Origin of the sequence: Ancylobacter crimeensis, from assembly GCF_023016805.1 — a bacterium.
GTDB classification, from domain to species: domain Bacteria; phylum Pseudomonadota; class Alphaproteobacteria; order Rhizobiales; family Xanthobacteraceae; genus Ancylobacter; species Ancylobacter crimeensis.
This window is the reverse complement of sequence record NZ_JALKCH010000002.1, coordinates 337,661-356,296: the sequence shown is the minus strand read 5'-3', so window position 1 is coordinate 356,296 and position 18,636 is coordinate 337,661. Positions and strand designations below refer to the sequence as shown.

15 protein-coding genes are annotated in these 18,636 nt (G+C 67.8%); 5 read left to right on the top strand and 10 right to left on the bottom strand.

The window, feature by feature from the left end; genetic code table 11:
* Window position 1 precedes the first annotated feature (1 nt).
* Window positions 2–652, bottom strand: a complete 651-nt coding sequence (locus tag MWN34_RS03700) for a TetR/AcrR family transcriptional regulator (protein ID WP_247026633.1) — start codon at window positions 650–652, stop codon at window positions 2–4.
* Window positions 649–4,059, bottom strand: coding sequence for an acyl-[ACP]--phospholipid O-acyltransferase (locus MWN34_RS03695; protein ID WP_247026631.1), 3,411 nt, complete (start codon window positions 4,057–4,059; stop codon window positions 649–651). The genes MWN34_RS03700 and MWN34_RS03695 overlap by 4 nt, the downstream gene beginning before the upstream one ends.
* A gap of 218 nt (window positions 4,060–4,277) precedes the next feature.
* On the opposite strand from MWN34_RS03695, the gene MWN34_RS03690 reads away from it, so the two are divergent.
* The 4 genes from MWN34_RS03690 to cysG all read left to right on the top strand — a co-directional run bounded on the left by MWN34_RS03690 (window position 4,278) and on the right by cysG (window position 7,642).
* Window positions 4,278–4,595 (top strand): hypothetical protein, encoded by a 318-nt coding sequence (locus MWN34_RS03690; protein WP_247026629.1) that lies wholly within the window; start codon window positions 4,278–4,280, stop codon window positions 4,593–4,595.
* Window positions 4,596–4,679: 84 nt separating this feature from the next.
* Window positions 4,680–5,333, top strand: a complete 654-nt coding sequence (gene msrA, locus MWN34_RS03685; RefSeq protein ID WP_247026620.1) for a peptide-methionine (S)-S-oxide reductase MsrA — start codon at window positions 4,680–4,682, stop codon at window positions 5,331–5,333.
* A 102-nt stretch (window positions 5,334–5,435) separates the two neighbouring features.
* On the top strand, window positions 5,436–5,996 hold the full coding sequence (locus MWN34_RS03680) for a TIGR00645 family protein (protein ID WP_425532047.1): 561 nt from the start codon (window positions 5,436–5,438) through the stop codon (window positions 5,994–5,996).
* A gap of 101 nt (window positions 5,997–6,097) precedes the next feature.
* Complete coding sequence (gene cysG, locus MWN34_RS03675; RefSeq protein ID WP_425532046.1) at window positions 6,098–7,642, top strand: siroheme synthase CysG; 1,545 nt, start codon at window positions 6,098–6,100, stop codon at window positions 7,640–7,642.
* Between the two features lie 27 nt (window positions 7,643–7,669).
* Here the strand turns inward: cysG and hisG are convergent, their stop codons facing one another.
* The 7 genes from hisG to MWN34_RS03640 form a co-directional block, all read right to left on the bottom strand.
* On the bottom strand, window positions 7,670–8,656 hold the full coding sequence (hisG, locus tag MWN34_RS03670) for an ATP phosphoribosyltransferase (RefSeq protein WP_247026617.1): 987 nt from the start codon (window positions 8,654–8,656) through the stop codon (window positions 7,670–7,672).
* On the bottom strand, window positions 8,653–9,807 hold the full coding sequence (locus MWN34_RS03665) for an ATP phosphoribosyltransferase regulatory subunit (protein WP_247026615.1): 1,155 nt from the start codon (window positions 9,805–9,807) through the stop codon (window positions 8,653–8,655). Before MWN34_RS03665 ends, hisG begins: the two co-directional genes overlap by 4 nt.
* Before the next feature lie 150 nt (window positions 9,808–9,957).
* Window positions 9,958–11,424: a histidine--tRNA ligase gene (gene hisS / locus MWN34_RS03660; RefSeq protein ID WP_247026613.1), complete on the bottom strand. Its 1,467-nt coding sequence runs from the start codon at window positions 11,422–11,424 to the stop codon at window positions 9,958–9,960.
* Between the two features lie 123 nt (window positions 11,425–11,547).
* On the bottom strand, window positions 11,548–12,348 hold the full coding sequence (gene phnX / locus MWN34_RS03655; protein WP_247026603.1) for a phosphonoacetaldehyde hydrolase: 801 nt from the start codon (window positions 12,346–12,348) through the stop codon (window positions 11,548–11,550).
* A gap of 46 nt (window positions 12,349–12,394) precedes the next feature.
* Window positions 12,395–13,522, bottom strand: coding sequence for a TIGR03364 family FAD-dependent oxidoreductase (locus MWN34_RS03650; RefSeq protein WP_247026601.1), 1,128 nt, complete (start codon window positions 13,520–13,522; stop codon window positions 12,395–12,397).
* Between the two features lie 137 nt (window positions 13,523–13,659).
* Entirely contained in the window at window positions 13,660–14,529 is an 870-nt protein-coding gene (locus MWN34_RS03645) for an SDR family oxidoreductase (protein WP_247026599.1), read from the bottom strand.
* A 145-nt stretch (window positions 14,530–14,674) separates the two neighbouring features.
* Window positions 14,675–15,286, bottom strand: a complete 612-nt coding sequence (locus MWN34_RS03640) for a L,D-transpeptidase (RefSeq protein ID WP_247026597.1) — start codon at window positions 15,284–15,286, stop codon at window positions 14,675–14,677.
* A 286-nt stretch (window positions 15,287–15,572) separates the two neighbouring features.
* Here MWN34_RS03640 and pip point away from each other — a divergent pair, with 286 nt between their 5' ends.
* Window positions 15,573–16,523, top strand: coding sequence for a prolyl aminopeptidase (pip, locus tag MWN34_RS03635; RefSeq protein WP_247026595.1), 951 nt, complete (start codon window positions 15,573–15,575; stop codon window positions 16,521–16,523).
* A gap of 12 nt (window positions 16,524–16,535) precedes the next feature.
* Here the strand turns inward: pip and MWN34_RS03630 are convergent, their stop codons facing one another.
* On the bottom strand, window positions 16,536–18,560 hold the full coding sequence (locus tag MWN34_RS03630) for a tetratricopeptide repeat protein (protein WP_247026593.1): 2,025 nt from the start codon (window positions 18,558–18,560) through the stop codon (window positions 16,536–16,538).
* Window positions 18,561–18,636 lie beyond the last annotated feature (76 nt).

Genomic DNA, 18,636 nt, shown 5'->3' with positions numbered 1-18,636 from the left:
TTCAATCCGGCTCTTCGCCCCGCAGAACCCGGCGGATGCCGGCCGCTATCGCTTCGGCATGGAGCGACAGCGGCCCGGCAAGACGGCCATAGAGCACGAACGCCGCCGGCTGTACCAGGCAGCCCAGCGCCAGAGCGCTCGCAAGGGTGACATTCTGCGGCGGGATCTCGCCCCGCTCCACCGCATCGCCCAGCAGCACAGCCAGCGCCTCCACCAGATTGCCCGAGGTCGCCTCCGGCACAGCGCCAAGATGGTCGTGCTGATTCAGCAGCAGATAGGCGAAGAGCGCCGGCTGCTCGTCGAACAACCGGCAGGCGTGGGTGACGATCGCCGCAAGCCGGCTGCGCAGATCAGGAAAGGCCGCGCGTATCTCCCCGATCCTGGCCGCAAGCTCGCCATAACGAGAGAGGAACAGGCTGCGCGCCAGTGCCTCCTTCGAGGGGAAGTGGCGGTAGAGCGCGCCTTCTGCCACCCCCACGGCCTGCGCGATGTCGCGCACCGAGGTGCGGTCGACACCCTTCTCGGCGAAAAGACGCAGCGCCTCGGCCTCTATCCGGGCGCGGGTGGCGGCGCCGTCGCGGCCCCGACCCGCAAGGCGGGCGGTCGTCGGACGATCCGCCACCGATCGGCGGGCCTCCTTCGCCGGGCTCATGTGCCCGCCTCCGCCTGGGGCCGGGTGCGCGCGGCGATCGCCTCCAAGGCGTGGCGGCGGGCGGTGGTGAAGTCCACCTTGCCCGTGCCGAGCATGGGCAGGGTGTCCAGCACCTGCACCTCGGCGGGGATCATCAGTTCCGTCATGCCGACGTCGCGGCCATGGGCCTGCAGCTCGGCCCGAGTAAGATCGTCCGCCGTCGTCATCAGCACGATGCGCTCGCCCTTGCGGGCATCGGGTACCGCCACCGCGACATGCTGGGCGTCCGGGCGCAGGGTCGACACCATCGCGTCGATGGCCGCCAGCGACACCATCTCGCCCGCCACCTTGGCGAACCGCTTGGCCCGGCCGCGAATGGCGACGAAACCGTCGCGGTCGATCGCCACGATGTCGCCGGTGTCGTGCCAGCCATCCTCGGGCGGCTGAAGCTGGCCAGGGTTGTCGACGAAGATGTAGCCCTGCATCACGTTCGGCCCGTGCACGACGAGCCGGCCGCCCTCATCGATGCCCGGCACCGGGTCGAGCCGGTGATCGACCCCCGGCAGCAGCCGGCCGACCGTGCCGGCGCGGTTGAACATCGGGGTGTTCACCGCGATCACGGGCGAACATTCGGTGACGCCGTAGCCCTCCAGGATGCGGTGCCCGAATTTCTCCATCCACACCTTGCGGGTCTCGGCCTTCACCGGCTCCGCGCCGGCGACGACAAAGCGCAGCGAGCGGAAATCATACGGATTCGCCGTCCGGGCATAGCCGGCGAGGAACGTGTCGGTTCCGACGATGGCCGTCGCATTGGTGGCGTAGACCAGTTCCGGGATGATCCGGTAGTGCAGCGGCGAGGGATAGAGATAGGTCTTGAGGCCGGACACCAGCGGCAGCACCAGCCCGCCCGTCAGGCCGAAGGAGTGGAACACCGGCAGCACGTTGAACATGATGTCGGCGGGGGAGAAGTCGATCCTCGCCGAGACCTGCGCGACATTGGTGAGGATGTTGCGATGGCTCAGCACCACGCCTTTGGGCGCGCCCTCCGAGCCCGAGGTGAACAGCACCACCGCGGGATCGTCCGCGCCCGCGGGATGCGCCTTCGAGGGCAGCAGTGCCTTCAGCTTGTCGGCCGTCTTCACGCTGGCGCGGATGTCCTCCACCCAGAGGATACGGACATGGGCCTCCAGCGCCGCCCGTTCCTTTTCCAGCTTGCCCTTCTCGACGAAGGCGCGCGAGGAGATGACCGTTCGGATTTTCGCCATCTGGCAGGCATGGACGAGGTTGGCGGGGCCGGCGGTGTAATTGAGCATCGCCGGGATGCGGCCCTCGCGGTGCAGGCCGAGGATCATGACCGCGACGCCCGCCGCATTGGGCAGCAGCACACCGACCGTTTCGCCCCGCTCGGTCTGCGCCGCCAGCTTGCCGCCGAGTACCTTGGCCCCCATCAGCAGCTTGCGATAGGTGAGCACGGTGCCGAGCGGGTCTTCCACCACCACGCGCCCGCGGCCCAGCCGCTCCGCTACCTCCTCCACCGCCTCATAGACCGTCTGGTTCGTGTGGCTGGTGCGAAAGACGAGGTCCGACATGATGTCGTAGAGCGCCGCGCCAGCCGCCTGCCGGCGCCTGCGGCCGAAGAGATCGGGATCGACCTCGATCTTCACCGGCGGAAGGATGGTGACGCGCACCTTCGGAAACATCCGCTTGCGCGTCTGGTCCGGCGTGAGGCGCGAGAACGGGGTCTGCTCCAGCCCCTCGATGCGCACCGGCACCACCTCCGCGCCGGCCTTCTCCGCGATCATCGCCGAGCCGTCATAGATCTTCATGATGGAGCCGGTGACGGTGATGCGCCCCTCGGGGAAGATCACCAGCGGATCGCCCTCCTTCACCAGCTTGATGAGGTCGCGGGTCGCCAGCGGCCGGGTCGGGTCGAGCGGGAAGGCGCGCACCAGCTTCAGGAACGGCTTCACCCACCAGCGGGTGGCGATGGCGGAATCGATGGCGAAGATCGGATCGTTGTCGAGCAGCGCCATCACGAGCGGCGCATCGAGGAAACTCACATGGTTGATGGCTATGACGGTGCGCCCGCTGGCACCCTTGAGATGCTCGGAGCCTGTCACCTCGACGCGATAGGCGAGACGGAAGACCAGCTTCACCAGGTCACGCAGCACATGGCCGCCAAAGGCCCGCGCCACCAGCACCGCGACGACGAGCGTCGCCACGCCGATGGCGCCTAGCAGGAGCGGCGCGCCGAGCCCGGCGAGCTGGAACAGCGCGATGATGACGGCCCCTACCACCATGAAGGCGGCGTTCAGCACGTTGTTGCCGGCGATCACCCGGGCGCGGCTCGCCTCGTCCGCCTCGGCCTGCACATAGGCGAAGGTCGGCACCACGAACAGGCCGCCCGCCGCGGCAAGGCCGACAAGGCCGATCAGCGCATGGATTCCGAGCCGGCTGGTGAGGAAGGCATACCAGCCGATGGGCTCCGGGCCGGGTTGCGCCGTGCTCATCACCCAGCCGGTATAGACGGCGAAAACGCCGATCAGCACGCCGGCCACCGGCACGATGGCAAGCAATATGCGATCGCCCGACAGCTTGGCGGCAAGGCCGGAACCCAGCGCGACGCCGACGGTGAAGAGGAACAGGAACAGGGTGACGATGCTCTCCGCCCCGCCGATATCCTCTTTCACCAGGGTCGGCAGCAGCGAGAGGATGACCCCCCCCACCAGCCAGAACCAGCTCACCGTGAGCGAGCCGATCCAGGCGGCACGGTTGGCCTTGAGGTCGCGCAGCAGCTCGGCCGTGCCGCGAAAGATGTTGCGGTCGATGACGAGGTCCGGGGCCCGCTCCCCGGTGCGGGGAATGAGGCGGGCAGAGAGCCAACTCACCACGCCGAAGAGGAAGGTGATCGCCGCCACCGTCCAGCGGCTGCCCTCCGCCACCGCCACGCCGCCGGCCACGGTGCCGGCGAGGATGGCGAGGAAGGTCGCGGTCTCGATCAGCGCATTGCCGGTCACGAGCTCCTCGCGCGCCAGATGATCCGGCAGGATGCCGTATTTCAGCGGCCCGAACAGGGCGCTCAGCGTGCCCATCAGGAACAGGCCGGCGAACAGCATCGGCAGGGAATGCAGCACGAAGCCGACCGAGGCGAGAAGCACCACCCAGATCTCGACGAATTTCAGCCGCCGCGCGATCAGCGCCTTGTCGTAGCGGTCGGAAAGCTGGCCGCCGAGGCTGGAGAAGAGGAAGAAGGGCAGGATGAAGAGCGCGCCGGCGAAGGTGACGAGCGCACCGCCATTCTCCTGGCCGATCCTGTAGAGGATCAGCAGGGCAAGCGCGTTCTTCACGAAATTGTCGTTGAAGGCGCTGAAGAACTGGCACCAGAACAAAGGTGCGAAACGGCGCGCGACCATAAGCCGGGTGAACATGGCGCTTCCTCCATCATCCGGGTCTTCTCGCCCGAATTCAAATGAGTGAACGATCACTCACATAAAATCGAACGCGCCGCCTGTCAAACCCGCCGGGTGCTCCGGCCGCCCCGCGGTTGCGCCGGCCGCCGGGCCGGCCTAGATGGCATGGACGGATGCGTTGCCAATCCTGCCGAGGGCCGATCTGCTGAAGGCCAATCCTGCTGAAGGGACGCCGAATGATCCGATTCCTGCTGCGCTTCATCGGCCTCTGGCTGCTTGCCGGCGGCTTTGTCGCGCTGGTGGTTGATGGCACGCGCTCGATTGCCTCATCCGAACTGGTGATGACCGGGCTTGGGGAAGCGTGGTTCGCCCTCAACGCCTCTTCGCTTACCCGTATCCAGCACGCGGTCGAGACCGGGTTGTCGCCGCGCATCTGGGACTATGTCGGCGTGCCGGTACTGATGACGCCGCTCGCTGCCTCCCTCGCCGTGCTCGGCATCCTGCTTCTGTTGCTCGGCCGCACGCCGCGCGAAAAAGTGACGGTCCTGCGCTGACCGGATCACGCCGCCGGCTCCCCGGCTCTGGCGCGAAAGCGGCGCGATGCCCACATTACCGGCCAGAAACGCGAGGAGCTGCGAATGTTCTTCTTCAAGAAGTCCCTCGACATCCCGAGCCCGGCCGAGGCGCTGCCCGGCCGCTCCACGCCCCTGCCCACGGCCGAGCGGCATTTCGTGAACGGCAATCCGCTCAAGGGGCCCTACCCCGACGGCTACGAGACCGCGATCTTTGCACTCGGCTGCTTCTGGGGTGCGGAGCGCAAGTTCTGGAAGGTGCCGGGCGTGTGGGTTACCGCGGTCGGCTACATCAACGGGCCGACCCCGAATCCGACCTACCAGGAGGTCTGCACCGGCCGCACCGGCCATACCGAAGCGGTGCTGGTGGTTTTCGATCCGGCCAGGATCAGCTTTGCCGAATTGCTGAAGGTGTTCTGGGAGAACCACGACCCGACGCAGGGCATGCAACAGGGCAATGATGTCGGCACGCAATACCGCTCCGGTATCTATGTCACTACGCCCGGACAGCGTGCCGAGGCCGAGGCGAGCCGCGCCACCTATGAAGCGGCCCTGAAGGCGGAGGGCTTCCCCCCGATCACCACCGAGATCGTGGAGGCCCCGACCTTCTATTTCGCCGAGGATTACCACCAGCAATATCTGCAGAAGAACCCGAGCGGCTATTGCGGGCTTGGCGGCACCGGAGTCTCGTGCCCCGGCGGGGTCGGCGTATCGGCCTGAGCGGCCGCATGGTGAGCTCTTGCCTCGCCTTACGCTACGTCGCGCCTCTTGAACGGTGCGGCGCAGCATGGCACCCATGGTCCCTGACGATCAGTGGGAGCCATGCCTTTGGAAAAGCTCATCGAGCGCTTCATCTTCATCAGCCGATGGTTGATGGCCCCCTTCTATGTGGGTCTCGTCATCGCCCTTGTGGTGCTGGTGTTCAAGTTCGGCGTGGAGCTGTTCCACTTCGTCACCCACGCGATGGGGTCGTCGGAAACGGACATCATCCTCGGCATCCTGGCGCTGATCGATCTCACCTTTACCGGCAGCCTCGTCATCATCGTCATCTTCTCCGGCTACGAGAATTTCGTCTCGCGCATTGACACCGCCGGCCATTCCGAGTGGCCGGAATGGATGACGAAGGTCGATTTCGCCGGGCTCAAGCAGAAGCTCCTCGCCTCGATCGTCGCGATCTCGGCCATCGCGCTGCTCAAGGCGTTCATGAACCTCGACAAGGGCGTCGACGAGAAGCAGTTGTTCTGGCTCGTCGTCATCCACATCGTCTTCGTCGTCTCCGGCATCGTGCTCGCCTGGACCGACCGGATCGCCGACAAGGGGCATGACACGCCGAAGGAGACGAATGACGACGCCAATAACAAAATGAGCGGGCAGGGACATTGAACGGATTTTCTCGTGGATTTTCGCATTGCACGAGATTTCATGGTAGTCTAGTCGATGAGCAGGACAGGCCGTGAACCCCGCCGGCCGCGCACGGACACCACATGACGACGAGCGAGCAGACCCGCGGCACGGATGCGGCGGAGCGGAATCCTTCCGAGCGGAACGGCGCCCGCATGGAGCCGCTCGCGCGGCTTCCTGTGTTCTTTGCGCTGGCCGGTCGTCGCGTCGTGCTCGCCGGAGGATCGGATGCGGCTGCGTGGAAGGCGGAGCTTCTCTCCGCCTCCGGCGCCGAGGTGGCGCTTTATGCCGCCGATCCCTGCCCGGACCTTCTGGCCCTGATCGCCACCCCGCCGGGCGGCCCCATTCGCCACATATCCCGCGACTGGACGCCGGATGACCTGCGTGGTGCCGCGCTCGCCATTGGCGACTTTCCCGATGACGACGATGCCGCCCGATTCGCCGCCGCCGCCCGCGCCGCCGGAGTACCGGTGAATGTGATCGACAAGCCGGATTTCTGCGACTTCGCGTTCGGCGCCATCGTCAACCGCTCGCCGCTGGTCATCGGCATCTCGACCGACGGCGCTGCTCCGGTCTTCGGGCAGGCGGTGCGCGCAAAGATCGAGGCGGTGATTCCCCGTGGCTTTCGCGCCTGGGCCGACGCCGCGCGAAGCTGGCGCCCGTCGGTCGCCGCGCTCGGCCTCTCCTATCACGGCCGCCGCCGCTTCTGGGAGCGCTTCACCGCGCGTGCGCTGGCCGCGCCCGACATCGAGCCCGCGCTCGCGCTGCGCGAGTCACTGCTCGCCGGCGCGGAAAGCGAGCGCACCGGCATCGAGAAAGGCTCCGTCACGCTGGTCGGTGCCGGTCCCGGCGATCCCGAACTGCTGACGCTGAAGGCCGTGCGCGTGCTGCAGGCGGCCGATGTCGTGCTCTATGACGATCTCATCGCCCCCGCCATTCTCGATGTCGCCCGTCGCGAGGCGAAGAAGATGCTGGTCGGCAAGACCGGCTACCGCCCCTCCTGCAAGCAGGACGACATCAATGCGCTGATGATCTCGCTGGCCCGGCAGGGCAAGCGCGTGGTGCGGCTGAAGGGCGGCGATCCCATGATCTTCGGACGTGCCGGCGAGGAAATCGCCGCCGCCCGCGCCGCCAGCCTCGCCGTCGAGGTGGTGCCCGGAATCTCGGCCGGACAGGGCGCGGCCAGCCGGATGGCGGTGTCGCTGACCCATCGCGATCATGCGCGCCGGCTGCAATTCATCACCGCCCATGCCCGCGACGGCAAGCTGCCGCGCGACCTGCACTGGGCGGCGCTGGCGGATCCCGCCGCGACCACGGTGGTCTACATGCCCCAACGCACCTGGGCCGAGCTGGCGGACAAGGCGATGTCGGCGGGGTTGGATCCCGTCACGCCGGCCATCGCGATCTTCTCCGCGACCCGGCCGGAGGAGCGGCAGGTCTTCGCGACGGTCGGCACGCTCGCGCCGGCGCTGGAAGACGCCGTAAAGGCCGGGGCGGAGGGCCCCTGCCTCATCCTGTTCGGCCATGCGCTGGGGGAAGCCGACGCCCGCGAACAGGCGCTCGAAGACGCCCTCACCGACGAGGCCCTCGCCTGCGTCACGCTGGCGGACCGGACCGCGACGGCCTGAGCCTGCCCGGCCTGCGAGCCGAAACGTTCAGCCGATCGCAGCCAGTCGCGCCTCGAGGCGCTCATAGAGCGGGTTCTCGGCGGCGAACACATAATCCAGCGGACCGACCGAAACCGTCGCAGCACCCTTCCCGCGCAGAAACACGGCGAGTTCATGGAGCGTGTCGGGCGGGCAATGCAGCGTGACCATGCCGGACGAGGTCGGCGCGCCGAACGGCGCCACCGCTCGGAAACGGCTCGCGGCCTCCGCCACCACATCGGAATCGCAGGCCGAAAACCGCGTCTTCACCTCCCGCATGGTGGCGGCGCGCTTGGCGGCCGTCACCCGGTCCAGCAGCGCCCGGACCGCGGCACGCGCATCGGGGTTCCAGTCCGCGTTCAGCGAAGCGACGAGATTTGCCTCGGAGCGCAGCATCACACCGTCCTCCACCACCTTCAGGGCATTGGCCGCCAGCGTCGAGCCGGTGGTGGTGATGTCGACGATCAGCTCGGCGGTGCCGGCCGCCGGCGTGCCTTCCGTGGCGCCCAGGCTCTCGACGATCCGGTAGTCGGTGATGCCGTGGCGGGCGAAGAAGCGCTGGGTGAGGTTCAGATATTTGGTCGCGACCCGCATCCGCCGGCCGCGGCTGGCGTGGAAATGGGTGGCGACATCGTCGAGGTCGCGCATGGTGCGCACGTCGATCCAGGCTTGCGGCACCGCGACCACGACATTGGCGTGGCCGAATCCCAGCCCTTCAACCAGCAGCACCTTGGAATCCGCGTCGGGGATGCCCTCGCGCACCAGATCCTCGCCGGTGACGCCGAGATGCACCTGCCCCACCGCAAGCTGGGTCGCGATTTCGGAGGCGGACAGATAGGCCACCTCCACGCCGGCGACGCCGGACATGGTGCCCCGATAATCCCGCGCCCCACGCGACTGCGAGAGCGACATGCCCGCGCGCGCAAAGAAGGCGGAGGCGTTCTCCTGAAGCCGGCCCTTGGAGGGAACAGCGACGATCAAAGCAGACGAACTCATCGGGCGGCCTCCAGCGCCGCAAGCCGCGCGGGCCACACGGCGAAGCCAACGGCGGGAATGGCGGAAGCGGCGCCGAGGCGGGCCAGCAACCCGTCATAGCGGCCGCCGGCGACCAGTGGCGGCTCGACATCGGCGCTCGTGCCGCTCATCGGGTGCAGCTCGAACACCATGCCGGTGTAATAGTCGAGCGGCCGGCCGAAGGCGGCGGCGAAGCGCACGCGACCGACATCGACGCCCTGCGCGGCGAGGAAATGGGTGCGCTGTTCGAAGCTGTCGAGCGCCGCTCCGAGATCGAGCCCCGCCTCCCGGGCCAGCGCGCGCAGCCGGGCCGCGGCACCATCGGGTTCGCCCTCGATGGCAAGCCAGCCTTCCAGCACCGCGACGGTCTCGGACGGCAGGCCCTCGGCGGCCCCGGAGGCCGCCTGCTCCAGAAAGCGCTCGGCAATCTCGGAGACGGTGCGGCCGGCGACGGTCGAGATGCCAGCGATGGAGAGCAGGTCGGTCACGAGGGCATGCGCCGCCTCCGGGTCCGAGCCGGCCAGTGCGGAGAGCACGCCGGCATGGCCGGAGACGCCGTTCGCATCCGGCTTGTGCCGCAGCGCTGCGAGGTCCGCACCGAGATCGCCGGCTCGCGCGAAATCCTTGGTCAGGCGGCGGCGCCAGCCCGGCGGCAAAGCGAGAGCTTCCATCAGAGCGGCGAAAAGGCCGACATCGCCGAGGCGGATGACCGGATCCACCACGCCCCACAGCGCCGCCGTCTCAAGCCCGAGCGCCATCACCTCAGCGTCCGCCGCCTCGCGATCAGTGCGACCGAAGGATTCGAGCCCGCCCTGCAGAAACTCCCCTCCCGGCGCGTTGGACCGGAATACCGGACCGAGATAGGCAAAATCCGCCGGCACCGCCGCGCCACTCTCCAGATAGTGCCGGCAGACCGGAAGCGTGATGTCCGGCCGCAGGCACAGCTCATGGCCCTCGGCGTCGGAGGTGAGGAACATGAGCCTGCGCAGTTCCTCGCCCGACAGGTCGAGAAAGGCATCGGCCGGTTGCAGCACCGGAGGCTCCACCCGCGCGAAGCCGGCGCGGGCATAAAGGGCCATCAACTCGTCGAGCCGCGAAAGGCCGGCGGCCGGGGAAGAGAGGGGGGCGGTCACGCTCAATTCCTTATTCTCTTTGCCGCCCGGCACGCGATCAGCCGGGCGTCGGGCGGACGGCGCCTTCTAGCAGAAGCCGGCGGTGCGGGTCCATAAAGCGCGGATAACACGGCCTGCGGCAGGCCGGGCCTGCCGGCGCGCCGCATGTCTTCAGCCGAAATCGTGCCGGGCAAGAACCTCGCGCACCTTCTCGACCAGTTCGCTCTCCCGGCAGGAGAACTGCGCCGGCCGGGCCTCGCGCCATTCCGCATTGTCGGTGATCGCCTCGGCCGCCTTCGCACCTTCGATCAGGTCCTTGATCTGGACCTCCCCCGCCTCGCGCTCGTTCGAGCCCTGGATGACGACGCAGGGTGCGCCCCGCTTGTCGGCATATTTCATCTGGTTGCCGATGTTCTTCGGGTTGCCGAGATACATCTCGGCACGGATTCCGGCACTGCGGAGCCGGCTTACCATCGTCATGTAGTCGGCGACGCGGTCGCGATCCATCACTAGCACGACCACCGGGCCGGCGATGGCTTTGCTGCCCAGCTTGCCCAGCGTGGTGAGTGCCGCGGCAAGGCGCGAGACGCCGATGGAAAAACCGGTCGCCGGCACCGGCTCGGAGCGGAACCGCCCCACGAGCCCGTCATAGCGCCCACCGCCGCCCACCGATCCGAACCGCACGGGGCGGCCCTTCTCGTCCTTCACCTCGAAGGTGAGCTCGGCCTCGAAGACCGGGCCGGTGTAATATTCGAGGCCGCGGACGACGGACGGATCGATCTTTACCCGGTCGGCGTAGCCGGCAGCGGCAACGAGGCTACCGATCTCGGCGAGCTCCGCGCTGCCCGCGGCGAAGGCGGCGTTGTCGATGCCGCTCGCCCCGCCGGGTTGCAGCATGGCAAGCACCATCTCGCTCTGCGCGCCGTCCAGTCCCGCACCCTTGGTGAAATCGCCGCTCTTGGCCGCCGGGTTCTCCCAGCGACCCTCGCCAAGCAGATCCCGCACGCCCTCGATGCCGACCTTGTCGAACTTGTCGATGGCGCGCAGCACGGTGAGGCGACGGCCAGCATTCTCCTCGCCGCCGAGGCCGATCGCCTCCAGCACGCCGTCCAGCACCTTGCGGTTGTTCACCTTGATGACGTACTGGCCGTTGAGGCCCAGCGCGTCGAGCGTGTCGGCCATCATCATGCAGATCTCGGCATCGGCGGCGACGGTGGGGGCACCCACCGTGTCGGCGTCGAACTGCATGAACTGGCGGAAGCGGCCCGGACCCGGCTTCTCATTGCGGAACACCCATCCCGCCCGGTAGGAACGGAAAGGCTTGGCCAGCGCGTCGAAATGTTCCGCGACATGGCGGGCGAGCGGAGCCGTCAGGTCATAGCGCAGCGACAGCCACTGCTCATCATCGTCCTGAAAGGAGAAGACGCCCTCATTCGGGCGGTCCTGATCGGGAAGAAACTTGCCGAGCGCGTCGGTGTATTCGATGAAGGGCGTTTCCAGCGCTTCGAAACCATAGAGCTCATAGACCCGGCGGATGGTTTCCAGCATCTCGCGGGTGGCGGCGAGTTCCGTCTCGCCGCGATCGGCGAGCCCGCGCGGCAGCCGGGCCTTCAGTCGGTTGATCTTGTCCTTGGCCATGATGCGCGCCGTTCCTGCAATGTCAGTCGTTGCGCGCGGTTTAGAGGATGGGCGACGGTGCGGCAATGGCTTCGGGCGCCATGGGCGGCCCGAAGCCGGCCGTTGAAAGCTCCGTTGCGCCGCTCAGGGCTTCATCCCGGCCGCAAGGCGCGCCTCGATCGCCTCCAGCACCGGGGAGAGATCGGCAATGGTGTCGATGACGAAATGCGCCCCCGCCCGCATCAGGCGGTCGCTCGCCCGCGCACGCAAGGCGGCGCGCTCATCGGCGGGCAGGCGGTCGAGTTCGGCCTTGGAAAGCCCGGCAGCGTTGCCCGAGAGCGCGAGGCCGACGGTCCACGTCCCCGCGGCAAGCCCCTCGGCGATGCCCGGCTCGGTATCGTCCAGCTTCACGCAATGCTCGGGCGGCCACACGCCGATATCGGCGAAGGTGCGGTACATCATCAACGGGCTGGGTCGGCCCGCCGCGAGATCGCCCGCACACACCACATTGTCCGGGCTATAGCCGGCGGCCGCGGCCAGCGGCATCAGCCGTTCCATGATCGGGCGGGTATAGCCGGTGGTGGAGCCGATCTTCATGCCCCGCGCGCGGGCGGCACCGACCACGTCGAGCAGGCCGGGAACGAGGTCGGCATGCTCGGCGATGACCTCGACGTTCAGAGGCTCGAAGATGGCGAGAACCTTGTCGACATCGGCCTCCGTCGGCGCTGAGCCGTGCGCGTCCTGCCAGCGGGCGGAAATGGCCGGCGCATAGAGCAGAGCCGCCACATGGTCGCGCTTGGGCAGGCCCATGGGGCCCCTCGCCTCGTCGATGGAGATCGTCACCCCGACGCGCGAGAACGCTTCGACAAAGGCGCCCATCGGGGCACGAGAGCCGAAATCGACGGCGGTACCGGCCCAATCCAGGATCAGCGCTTTCAAGGCCATGGCAGTCGGCTCCCTTGCGAGGCGGGGGTCAGCAGGTGGAACGGTATCAGTCGAACAATTCGGCCACGGCCTCCTCGGCAATGGCGAAGCCGGTGGAGGCGCCGGTTCCGCTCGTCACGACCACGAGGCGGATCGCGGGGTCGGGCCGGTCGATGAAGGCGAGCCGATCGTCGGCGGAGGCGTAGGTCCCGATCCAGCGCTCGACGACGCGAGGCGTTCGACCGAACAGCGCCCGATATTCGTCGAGGATGAGGTCATCGACGTGCTCGGGCGCGAAGGGATCGGGCGTCGCGTCATAGTGGTGGCTGTCGCCCACCACGAGCGAACCATCGGCCGACTGCACGACGATAAGATGAACGCCATTGGCGAGATGCTCCGCCTGCTCCGCGGCAAGGCGCGCCTTGAGGGCGGCGGCTTCGGGCAGTTCCGCATAACCGAGATAGCGGCCGAGCGAGAGATCGGTCATCACCGAGCCCGGCAGCGTACCGATGCCCGGATCCGTCACGCGCAGCATGTGCAGCTTGCAACGCGTCAGCCTGTAGGGCTCGAAGCGCCCTTCCAGCAGACTGTGGAAATCATCGCCCGGGCAGACCGCGATGCGCGTCGCACGGATCGGGCCGGCGGAGGTCTCGACCTTCCCGGGCTCGACGCCGTTGACCGCTGTGAGACGACGGAACGCTACCCCCTGCCCGGCGAGCCACGCAGCCAGCTTGGGAATGGCGTCGCGCGATTCGACCCGCAAGTCGTGCGGGCTCCACAGAGCACCGGACAGATCGCCATTGAGCGCGGGAAGCCGGGTCCGGGCCTCGTCCGGGGTGAGAAGCGCGCAGCCCTCCCCCATTTCGGTTGCCATGAAGGCATCCAGCACCGGGACGGCCTCGGGACGGCGCACCGCGACCAAGAGGCCGCGATGGACCACCTCGATACCGGCCTTGGGTGCGATCTCGGCCCAGATGTCGCGCGAGCGCATCGCCCGGCGCCAGCATTCGCCGCGTTGCTGGCCGGTAACGGTGACGAAGCCGAAATTGCGGATCGAGGCGCCATTGGCGCGGGCGTCGCGGTCGATGACGACCACTTTCAACCCGCGCCGGACGGCTGCCAGCGCATGACCAAGGCCGACGACACCGGCGCCGACGACGGCGAGGTCATAGCTGTCGGAGGTGACGGACGTCATGGCCAGGCTCCGCAAGTCACCGGAAACCCGCGGCGGGGATGGCGGGTTCGGCAGGCATCTCGATGGCGCCTGCTTACCTGCTTCGCGCCGGCGCTGCCAGCACGACCTTTGCGCAGCACTGCCGATGTTTCAGGCGGTCAGCCCTTCAGCGCCGCCGCCAGCACGTCGGCGAGCGGCGTGGTGGGCCGGCCGATGAGGTGGCTCAGGGTATGGCTCTCGTCGAACAGGCCACCCTTCGCCGCGCCGGCATCCGAGGTGGCGAGCAGTTCAGCGACGGATGCAGGCAGGCCGACGCCGATAAGGAAGGCGCGGTAATCCGCCTCGTCCATGTCGCGATACGCCACGGCCTTGCCGGATGCCTGCGTCAATGCCGCCGCCCATCCGGCCATGGTGAAGGCCTCGTCCGCCGCAAGTTCATAGACCTTGCCAGCATGCCCCTCGCCTGCCAGCACCGTCGCGGCGGCAGCGGCATAGTCGGCGCGGGCGGCGGCGGCGATACGTCCCTCGCCCGCGGCCCCGGCGATCGCCCCATGCTCCAGCGCGGAGGGGATGAACCCGTTATAGTTCTCAGCATACCAGCCATTGCGCAACAGGACGTGCGGAAGACCGGAGGCGGCGAGCATGCGCTCGGTCTCGACATGCTCGGCCCTCAAGGGCAGCGGCGAGGTGTCGGCATGGAGCAGGCTGGTATAGGCGACAAGGCCAACGCCGGCCGCCTTCGCCGCATTGATGACGTTGGCGTGCTGGGTCGCCCGTTCGCCAATGGCGTTGGACGAGATGAGCAGCAGGCGGTCGATGCCGTCAAAGGCGGCGGCCAGCGTCTCCGGCTTCTCATAGTCCACCGCCCGGGCTTCGATGCCCTGCGCGCCGAGATCGCCCGCCGCTTCGGGACGACGCAGGCCGGCGACGATGCGCGCCGGATCGACCGTCCGAGCCAAGTTTGCGACGACGAGCCGGCCAAGCTGGCCGGTCGCGCCCGTCACGAGGATCCTCGGTTCGCTCGCCATGAATGTTCTCCTTCTTTCGTCTCTGCGGTGATGCTGGTCTACAATAGAGACCGTATCGCCACGCCGAAAGACGGCACATTGGTCTGCGCTGGTTACCCGGAGGGAACCATGCGGTCACGGGCAACCTTGCAGGGGCTTGGCCGGGTCAGGAGAGCACCACGACCTTCGAACCCACCGGGACGCGGCCATAGAGGTCGATGATGTCCTGGTTGATGAAGCGGACGCAGCCGGACGACACCATGGTTCCGATGGTCTCCGGCTCGGTGGTGCCGTGCAGGCGATAGAAGGTGTCGCGTCCGTCGCGATAGAGATAGAGTGCGCGGGGGCCGAGCGGATTGTTCGCGCCCCCAGCCATGCCGCCGGCATAGGGTCCGTAGCGCTCCGGCTCGCGGCGGATCATGTCGGGGGTGGGCGTCCAGCGCGGCCATTGCGCCTTGCGCCCGATGGTCGCCGTGCCCTGGAAATTGAATGCCTCCTCACGCCCGACGCCGACCCCGTAACGGATCGCCCGACCGCCGCCGCGGATCACATAGGCATGGCGATCAGCGATATCGACCACGACCGTTCCTGCCGGATAGGGACTGGAATAATCGACCTCCCGGCGCAGAAAGCGCGGGTCGATCTGCGAGATATCCACGGCCGGCACCGGGAAGGGCTCGGTGGTGATGGCCCCGTACATGACGCTGTAAGGCGTGGAGAAGCCGGTGTCGGTGCCGAAGAGGCTGGAGCGCTCCGAGGTCGCGCAGCCCGCCAGCACGAAGGGAGCCCCTAAAACGAAAGTCCGTCGCCCGATCAACTGTATGCCTCCATGACTTGATTCCGGCCGCACAGGAATGGGGGTGATCGCGCGCGTCCTGTCCATCCGTTATGACGCGAACGTTATCAGAACCTTGCCGCCGCGACGCTTCTGTCCCGGGGTGTGTCGTTCGGGCCAGCCTGCCCCGATGTGCGAACGGGCACGGGCGTTGCAGGCGGGAAGGTGGGGTGCTCTGCTTTGCTCCTCCGTCCGTTCCATTGAGTCCAACCCTCATCGAGCCCCTTTCATGTCCGAGCTGCGTACCCTGTATCCCGACATCGAGCCTTACGAATCCGGTTGGCTCGATGTCGGCGACGGCCATCACATCTATTACGAGCGCTGCGGTACGCCGAGCGCCAAGCCAGCCGTGTTCCTGCATGGCGGGCCCGGCGCGGGCTGCTCGGTTTCGCACCGCTCCCTGTTCGACCCCGCCCGCTACGATGTCCTGCTGTTCGACCAGCGCGGCTCCGGCCGTTCTCGGCCCTATGCCGACCTCACGGCCAACACGACGTGGGATCTGGTCGCCGACATCGAGCGGCTGCGCACGAAGATCGGTGTCGAGAGATGGCTGGTCTTCGGCGGATCATGGGGTTCGACCCTCGCTCTCGCCTATAGCGAGACGCATCCCGAGCGCGTGAGCGAACTCATCCTGCGGGGGGTCTATACGGTGACGAAGGCGGAGCTGGCCTGGTACTACCAGTTCGGCGTTTCCGAGATGTTCCCCGACAAATGGGAGCGCTTCCTCGCCCCCATTCCGGAGGCGGAGCGCGAAGACCTCATCGCCGCCTATCGTCGCCGACTGACCGGGGAAGATACGGTCGCGCAGTTGGAGGCAGCCAAGGCCTGGACCATCTGGGAAGGCGAGACCATTACCCTGCTGCCGAACGAAGCGATCTCCACCCATCATTCCGATGCGCATTACGCGCTCGCCTTCGCGCGCATCGAAAACCATTTCTTCGTGCATGGTTGCTGGCTCAAGGAGCGGCAATTGCTCGACAATGCCGGGCGCCTCGCCGGCATTCCCGGCGTGATCGTGCAGGGGCGGTACGACATGCCCTGCCCGGCGCGCTATGCGTGGGAACTACACAAGGCCTGGCCCGGCTCGGAACTGCACCTCATCGAAGGCGCCGGCCATGCCTATAGCGAGCCCGGTATTCTCGACCGGCTGATCCGCGCGACCGACCAGTTCGCCGGCTGAGCGGCGGCACGCCTAAGGCGTTGCCGCCACCGGCGCGGGCATCGCACCGATCTGCGCCGCAGCACCGTGCGTTACCGTGCCGCGCGCAGCCTGTGCATGGCGGATCGGCAGGCCGGCTGCGGCGAGATCGGTCCGCACCCGCTTGGCGATCGAGGGATCGGGAAAGAAGCGGGCGACCATCACGTCGGTATCGCTCGCCCAATCGGGCGCGAGCGCGACGAGGCGCTGCAGATCCTGCGTCGCACTGTCGTCGTCCCCGGCGATATGGCTCGCCAATGCCCGGGCAAGCAGGCCCGGTGCATAGCCCTCGCCGATGAGGTGGTCGGCCGCCGCCGTCGCCGCAGCGACGTCGCCGCGCAGATAGGCCGCAATCACCCGGTGAAAGTCGATGGAGGGAGGCGAGCCGGGCGCGATCATCTTCGCGCTGGTCAGCAGGGCTTCGCCCCGGTCGAGTTCGCCATAGGCGACGAGGCGCCCGCCCACGCCGGCACTGATGTCGACATCGTAGGGATTAAGTTCGAGGGCCGCATCACCGGCGGCGATCGCGGGCCCACGTTCGCCGCGGAAGAAGTGGACGTCCATCAGCACCCGGCGCGCATAAGCGCTGGTCGGGGCGAGATCCACCGCCTGCTCGGCCGCAGCCAGCGCCCGGTTGAGCGCCGGCGTGTCGGTGCGTGCGTTCGCACCGTTGCGGACCTCGTCGAGATAGAGTTCGGCCAGCACCGAGAAACCGACCGAGAAGCCGGGATCATCCCCCACCGCCCGCTCCAGGCAGTCCCGGGCACGGGCATGGTCGGCGGGAATGTAGGAGCGCCAGTAATTATAGGCGACGAGAATGCAGCCATAGGGCCCGACAGCCTCAAGCGGCGCATTGGCTGCCGCGATGCGCGCGCGGGCGCGAGCCTGGATAATGCCGTAAGGCTCGGCAATGGCCACCATGATGTCGCGCACCAGCGCGATCTCGGTCGCGGTCGGATCGTTGCCCCGCCGCAGGCTCTCGAACTCGCGCGACCATACGATGGTGCCATCGCACACATCTGCAAGGCGCAGCAGGACCGCGACGCTGCCGTCATCGTGGTTTTCCACGAGACCGCCGAGCGAGAAAGCAGAGGAGAGACGCCCTTCGCCATCGCCGCAATTGACCGACGGACGCACTTCGGGACTCGCCAGGACGTCCAGAAGATCGAACCGTGCCAGAGCATCGCGGACCCGCGTCTCGATCGCCCGGGCGTCGAACTCGCCTGCCGGTATTGCGACGCCTCCATGCTCGGCCGGTGTCGAACCGCCGGTGGCCTCGAAAGGCAACACCTCGACCATCGGTATGCCGAGCCGGTTGGTCCGCTCCAGGGGATGCTGCAACGCCGCGCCGACCAGCAGCGCACGCCAGCCCGCAGGATCCAGCCCCTCCATCAGCCCGGCTAGGCCGACCACCAGCGCGAAGACGACGACGAAGCCGAGCATGATCCAGCTTCGGGAATGCCGGCGGCCATTTTCGGGATCCGCGCGGGGCGGCACGGTGTCGGCCGCGACGGGAGGAGCGCCGCTCTCCGGAAGCAGAGGCGCGACAAAAGGCGCAGCACCGGGCTCAGGCGCAACCGTTCCGTCCTCGACCTCGCCTTGTACAGCCGGCGTCGCATCGGCGTGGCGCAGAAGGAACTGGGGGACATAACTGCCGCGCGGCACCAGAATTGTGATCTCGTCCGTCGCGCCGTTCCCCGCGTAGTAACGCTCCAGAGCCCGGCGCAGACGGGTCGCCTCGACCCGGACGATGGGATCGGCCTGCGGGTCGAAGGACGGATCGCGGCCGAGCGCTTCCACCGCGATCGTGTAGCCCTTGATGGCCTCCTGCCGCCCTTCCAGCCGTGCCTCGACGACAAAGCGCAGGATGTTGGACAGCTGGGGCGAGGAACGCAGCTCTTCCGAATCGAGGACGCGCACGAGTGCGGCACGCACCGCCTCGGAGGAAGGCGTGCCTTGCTCGGCCTCGGCGAGACCGGCTTCCGGGAAGGCGGGCTCGGCTGTGTCGGCGTCGGCCACGTGTACGTCCTGCTCGTCGGTCCTGCGGAACTCCTCGGCGAGCTCCGTTTTCTGCCTCGTGAATCACCCGCCCCCG

What these genes read in the sequence shown, in the direction of transcription:
- MWN34_RS03690 (WP_247026629.1), top strand. Translation starts at nt 4,278, where the DNA reads ATGATCCGATTCCTGCTGCGCTTCATCGGCCTCTGGCTGCTTGCCGGC.
- MWN34_RS03680 (WP_425532047.1), top strand. Translation starts at nt 5,436, where the DNA reads ATGCCTTTGGAAAAGCTCATCGAGCGCTTCATCTTCATCAGCCGATGG.
- cysG (WP_425532046.1), top strand. Translation starts at nt 6,098, where the DNA reads ATGACGACGAGCGAGCAGACCCGCGGCACGGATGCGGCGGAGCGGAAT.
- hisG (WP_247026617.1), bottom strand. Translation starts at nt 8,656, where the DNA reads ATGAGTTCGTCTGCTTTGATCGTCGCTGTTCCCTCCAAGGGCCGGCTT.
- MWN34_RS03700 (WP_247026633.1), bottom strand. Translation starts at nt 652, where the DNA reads ATGAGCCCGGCGAAGGAGGCCCGCCGATCGGTGGCGGATCGTCCGACG.
- MWN34_RS03645 (WP_247026599.1), bottom strand. Translation starts at nt 14,529, where the DNA reads ATGGCGAGCGAACCGAGGATCCTCGTGACGGGCGCGACCGGCCAGCTT.
- MWN34_RS03650 (WP_247026601.1), bottom strand. Translation starts at nt 13,522, where the DNA reads ATGACGTCCGTCACCTCCGACAGCTATGACCTCGCCGTCGTCGGCGCC.
- msrA (WP_247026620.1), top strand. Translation starts at nt 4,680, where the DNA reads ATGTTCTTCTTCAAGAAGTCCCTCGACATCCCGAGCCCGGCCGAGGCG.
- phnX (WP_247026603.1), bottom strand. Translation starts at nt 12,348, where the DNA reads ATGGCCTTGAAAGCGCTGATCCTGGATTGGGCCGGTACCGCCGTCGAT.
- pip (WP_247026595.1), top strand. Translation starts at nt 15,573, where the DNA reads ATGTCCGAGCTGCGTACCCTGTATCCCGACATCGAGCCTTACGAATCC.
- hisS (WP_247026613.1), bottom strand. Translation starts at nt 11,424, where the DNA reads ATGGCCAAGGACAAGATCAACCGACTGAAGGCCCGGCTGCCGCGCGGG.
- MWN34_RS03695 (WP_247026631.1), bottom strand. Translation starts at nt 4,059, where the DNA reads ATGTTCACCCGGCTTATGGTCGCGCGCCGTTTCGCACCTTTGTTCTGG.